Source organism: Pantoea sp. CTOTU49201 (genome assembly GCF_032054795.1).
GTDB classification, from domain to species: domain Bacteria; phylum Pseudomonadota; class Gammaproteobacteria; order Enterobacterales; family Enterobacteriaceae; genus Pantoea; species Pantoea symbiotica.
The window spans coordinates 7,988-12,797 of sequence record NZ_DAMBSA010000095.1 but is presented as its reverse complement, the minus strand read 5'-3'; the positions used below and the strand labels follow the sequence as shown (position 1 = coordinate 12,797).

Annotated in this window: 5 protein-coding genes; 3 read left to right on the top strand and 2 right to left on the bottom strand. The window is 58.1% G+C overall.

From position 1 onward, the window contains the following. A partial coding sequence (locus tag RTY00_RS09230; RefSeq protein WP_312664205.1) for a LysR family transcriptional regulator occupies positions 1 to 982 on the top strand: 982 nt, incomplete at its 5' end. A 76-nt stretch (positions 983 to 1,058) separates the two neighbouring features. On the opposite strand, the gene RTY00_RS09225 is transcribed toward RTY00_RS09230, so the two are convergent. Beyond that, the gene (locus tag RTY00_RS09225) at positions 1,059 to 1,739 is read right to left on the bottom strand and encodes an SDR family NAD(P)-dependent oxidoreductase (protein ID WP_312664203.1); all 681 of its coding nucleotides are present in this window, start codon (positions 1,737 to 1,739) and stop codon (positions 1,059 to 1,061) included. A gap of 132 nt (positions 1,740 to 1,871) precedes the next feature. Between RTY00_RS09225 and RTY00_RS09220 the strand changes: the two genes are divergently transcribed. Then, positions 1,872 to 2,807 (top strand): LysR family transcriptional regulator, encoded by a 936-nt coding sequence (locus tag RTY00_RS09220; RefSeq protein WP_312664202.1) that lies wholly within the window; start codon positions 1,872 to 1,874, stop codon positions 2,805 to 2,807. On the opposite strand, the gene RTY00_RS09215 is transcribed toward RTY00_RS09220, so the two are convergent. Beyond that, on the bottom strand, positions 2,765 to 3,799 hold the full coding sequence (locus RTY00_RS09215) for a LacI family DNA-binding transcriptional regulator (protein ID WP_008109401.1): 1,035 nt from the start codon (positions 3,797 to 3,799) through the stop codon (positions 2,765 to 2,767). The genes RTY00_RS09220 and RTY00_RS09215 overlap by 43 nt on opposite strands. Positions 3,800 to 4,016: 217 nt before the next feature. On the opposite strand from RTY00_RS09215, the gene RTY00_RS09210 reads away from it, so the two are divergent. Beyond that, positions 4,017 to 4,810: ABC transporter substrate-binding protein (locus RTY00_RS09210; RefSeq protein WP_312664206.1), on the top strand; the 794-nt coding region annotated here is incomplete at its 3' end.

Here is a 4,810-nt window from a genome sequence, read left to right as displayed (position 1 = left end):
GCAGCGAAGAAGCCTCACTATACTGGCGGCACGATCATTATTTAAATCGATTAAAATCATGCAAGGCATCAACGAAAATGATTTTGCACGCATCGACCTGAATTTGCTGGTGGTGCTGCTGGTGATGTACGAAGTGCGCAGCGTCACGCTGGCGGCAAATCGACTCTATCTTGGGCAACCGGCGGTGAGCGCGGCGTTAAAACGGCTGCGTGAGATGTTTGACGATCCGCTGTTTGTCCGCGCCTCAAACGGCATGACGCCAACGCCACGCGCCGAGCAGCTGGTGCAACAATTCGCGCCGCTGATGCAGGATTTGCATCGCGTGATCTTCACGCAGCAGCCCTTCAACGCCGCGCAGGATAGCTACAGTTTTCGCATTGGCATGAGCGATTGGCTGGAACATTGGCTGATGCCGGATTTGCTGGCAGAACTGGCGCGTGTGGCACCGAATGTTGATGTGAAAGTCATTGCCACCGATCCGTGGCAGGCGATTCCGCTGATGGAGCAGCAGCAAGCGGATGTGGTGATCACGGTCGGCAACGAAACCAGCCGCGATCTTACGCGTGAGAAGATCCTGCGTGCGGGTTTCAACACGGTTTGGCACCGCGATCAGATTCAACTCGGCGCGCCGCTGACGCTGCAGCAGTTTGTCAGCTACGACCACGCGCTGGTGTCGTATCGCGGCGTAAGCGAAAGCGCGCTGGATCGGCAGCTGCAACAGCACGGAATGGCGCGGCGCGTGCGCTATGTGACACCGAACTTCTCCGCGTTACCGATGCTGCTGAAGCGTCTGCCGCTGTTCGCCGCCGTGCCGCTGGGTTTGGTGCCATCCTGGTGCGCGTTATATGACCTGAGCGCCGCACCCGTACCAGTGAGCATGCCGGATTATGAGGTGTCGCTGCTGTGGCATAACGCGCGCAGCGAAGATGCCGCTAACCGCTGGCTGCGGGATGTGCTGCGCGGGTTGATAAGGTCGCCATGAATGGCGACCCTACGACAGGACGGCGGGAATTCCGTAGGGTCGCCATTTATGGCGACCGCTATGCCGACCTGCTCGCTTACCACGGCACCACGCGCCCTAAATAATCCAGATAATGAATCCCGCTACGTCCGGCGTAGCTTTCCATGGTATTCAGCAGATTCGGGATGCTCTCCTCAATGGTCAAGCGCGCTTCCGGGCCGCCCATATCGGTGCGCACCCAGCCGGGCGCCATCAGCAATAATGTGCGCTCGCCGCCACTGCGTGCGGCAAAACTGCGCATAAACATATTCAGCGCCGCTTTGCTGCCGCGATACACCTCATAATTGCCGTTGGTGTTATTGGTCAAACTGCCCTGGCCGGATGACATCACGGCGATGGTGCCGCTCGCCGTAACGCAATCCTTAAAGGTTTCAATCACCCGCAGCGGGCTCAGCGCGTTGGTCACCATCACACGAGTAAACTCACTGGTTGAGACATCGGCGATGGTTTCGCGATCGTCATTTTTCACCCCCGCGTTAACGAACAGCATATCGAACTGACGATCCGCCAGCCGCGTATGTAGCGCCTTCACCTGTTCGGGTTCATTGATATCCACACTTTCTACCGTAAGCTGTGCGGGGAAGCGATCGGCCAGTTGCTGTAAATTCCCGGTCGAGTTTTCACGTCCGGTGGCGACCACTTGATAACCGCGCTGCAGCATGGTTTCCGCCAGCGCCAAACCCAGTCCACGCGATGCGCCAATCAGTAAAATGTTCATGTTGTTCTCCTCGGTGTTTGCGATGGATAGAGTGTAGCGCCAGGCGAGGGCAGGCGGAACGCGCAGCATTGACAGCATTAACCTGCACCAAACGCCTTGTCTAATTGTGCCGGATCGGCGAGGATAACCCGCATGAATGATGCCGATCTCAACCTGTTAATTGCTTTGGATGCGCTGCTGATTGAAGGCAGCGTGATTGGCGCTGCGCGTCGCTTAGGGTTAAGCGAATCGGCGATGAGCCGCACACTCGGACGCTTACGCGCCACCACCGGCGATGCGCTGTTAGTGCGCGCTGGACGCCAAATGGTGCTGACACCTTATGCTGAAGCGATCCGCGAGCGCACGCATCACACGGTGAGCGAAGCGCGTGCGGTGTTAAGCCCGACGGCGCAATCGCTGGATTTGCGTCAGCTGGATCGCTGCTTCACCCTGCGCACCAATGAGGGATTCGTCGAAGCCTTTGGCAGCGAGCTGATCGCAGCCGTGGCGGAACAAGCGCCGCACGCGTGGCTCAGTTTTGTGCCCAAGCCCGAGAAAAGCGCGCGCGATTTGCGTGAAGGCAATATCGATCTGGAGATTGGCGTGCTGGGCAATATGGGCCCGGAGATTCGTTTGCAGGCGCTGTTTCGCGATGACTTTGTCGGCGTGGTGCGCGCCGGACATCCGCTCACGCAGCAGCTGGATATCGCCCAGTTCGCCGCCTTTGGGCATATTGTGGCGTCACGTCGCGGTGAGCTGGGTGGGCCGATTCATGATGCGTTGCAGCAGGCCGGATTAACACGCAAGGTCGCGGCGCTGGTGCCGGCATTTTCCAGCGCGGTGGCGTTGGCGCAGGAATCAGATCTTGTCGCCTTAGTGCCGCGTTCGCTGTTTCTGCATCATCCGTTAATCAAAAACAGCACCACCTTAGCGATGTTTGAACTGCCATTCGCCACGCCGGAAATGACCGTGTCACAGCTGTGGCATCCGCGACTGGAAAATGATGCCGCGCACCGCTGGCTGCGCGGTGTGGTAAAACACGTTTGTCAGCCGCCGCGCACCGAACCGCGCCACACCACATCGGCCTGATACAGCAGGCTGTCGTGCTGTTGTTCACCTTGCGGCGTGAAGCCGGTTTCATCCTGCTCGGTTTGTATCAACCACTTCACCGCATCCTGCGCGAACTGCTCAACCGGCTGGGAAAAGGTGGTGAGATTGTAGGAGGACCAGCCGGCCTGCGCGATGTTGTCGTAGCCGATCAAACAGAGATCTTCCGGCACGCGCAGGGCAAAGCGGTGACGCGCTTCATCCATGAATCCGCAGGCCACCAAATCGGTGACGCAAAACACGCCGTCTGGGCGCTGATGACGCGTCAGCAAACGGTGCGCCAGAATCTGGCCGCTCTCATACGATGTGGTGCCAAAGCGTTCCACCGTCACGCTTAATCCCGCTCGTTCCGCAGTCGCGACAAAGGTGTCTTCACGTTTTTTCAGGCTTGGCGTGCCTGCCAGCGAATTGGCAAACGCCAGATGCTGACAACCGGCGCGCTGAAACGCCATCACCGCGGTTTGTGCGGCACTCTCCGCATCGAGATTGATGCTAAGCGAACCTGGCAGCGCCTCGTCGCGGTTGATCAAAATGATGCGCTGGCCGTGCTTATAACACTGGCGAGTAATGGTGCGATCCGGCATGCCGGAGAGAATGATCGAGGCATCGGCGCGGAAATTAATCGCCTGCTGCAGCGCCGCTGAAACGCTGTTGTCCGAGCGATCGGTGTTGATCAGCATCGCCACTTTGCCTGCTTCCTGCAGAAACTGCGTCAGCCAGCGCACCAGACTGGCGCGATAGGGCGTGGCGATTTCCGAGACGATCAGGCAGACAATACTGCTGCGATTGCTTACCAGACCGCGCGCCAGATGATTGACGTGATAACCTAACTCTTCCGCCGCCTTCATCACCCGTTCACGCGTCGCCGGTGACACGCTGGCGCCCGGCGTAAACGCGCGCGACACCGCCGAGCGCGAAACGCCCGCGCGTTCAGCGACATCCTGCGCACTGACCACCGCTTTCTCATGCTGCATGCTCAACACCTCTTCACAATCTGGCTGCCACTGAGTCTGCCTCAGATTGCAAAGCTGTGCAAACCGCTTTAGATCTCATTTGTTGCATTTTTGTGACATCGCCTAACAATTGCGCAGTGTGGTGTTTGACAGGACATTTCTTGTTCATTACTACTTTGCACACACGTGCAAGAAAAGGTGCCAATGAAGCACCAACCCTACAATCCTGGAGAACACTATGCGAGTCACCTCAATGGCCATCGCGCTATCCCTCTGTTGCACTGCACTGCCGTTTGCCGCCTCGGCAGCGGGTAATCTGAATATGGTCTGCTCCGCCGATGTGGTGGTGTGCGAGCACATGACCAACATCTTCAGCAAGGCGCATCCGGACATCAAAGTCAGCATGGTGCGCCTCTCGGCGGGCGAAGCCTATGCACGGCTGCGCAGCGAAGCACGTAATCCGCGCACCGATATCTGGTGGGCAGGCACCGGCGATCCGCATATGCAGGCGGCGGAAGAGGGGCTGACGCAGCCATACAAATCGCCGCTGCTCGATCAGCAGCAGGATTGGGCGCAGAAGCAGGCGGAAAACTCTAATTACCGCACGGTGGGCATTTACGCCGGCGCGCTCGGCTGGGGTTACAACACCAAACTGCTGGAATCGAAAAAGCTGAAAGAACCGAAATGCTGGGCCGATCTGCTGGACCCAAGCTTCAAAGGCGAGATTCAGATCGCCAACCCGAACTCGTCGGGTACCGCCTACAACACGCTGGCGACGCTGGTGCAGATCATGGGTGAGGATAAAGCCTTTGATTACCTGAAAAAGCTTAATGCCAATATTTCGCAATACACCAAATCGGGCTCCGCACCGGTGAAATCGGCGGCGCGTGGCGAAACCACCGTCGGCATCGTGTTTATGCATGATGCGGTGGCGATGGAAGTGGACGGTTTCCCGATCAAGACCGTCGCGCCGTGTGAAGGCACCGGCTATGAGATTGGTTCGATGTCGATTGTCAAAGTGGCACGTAACCT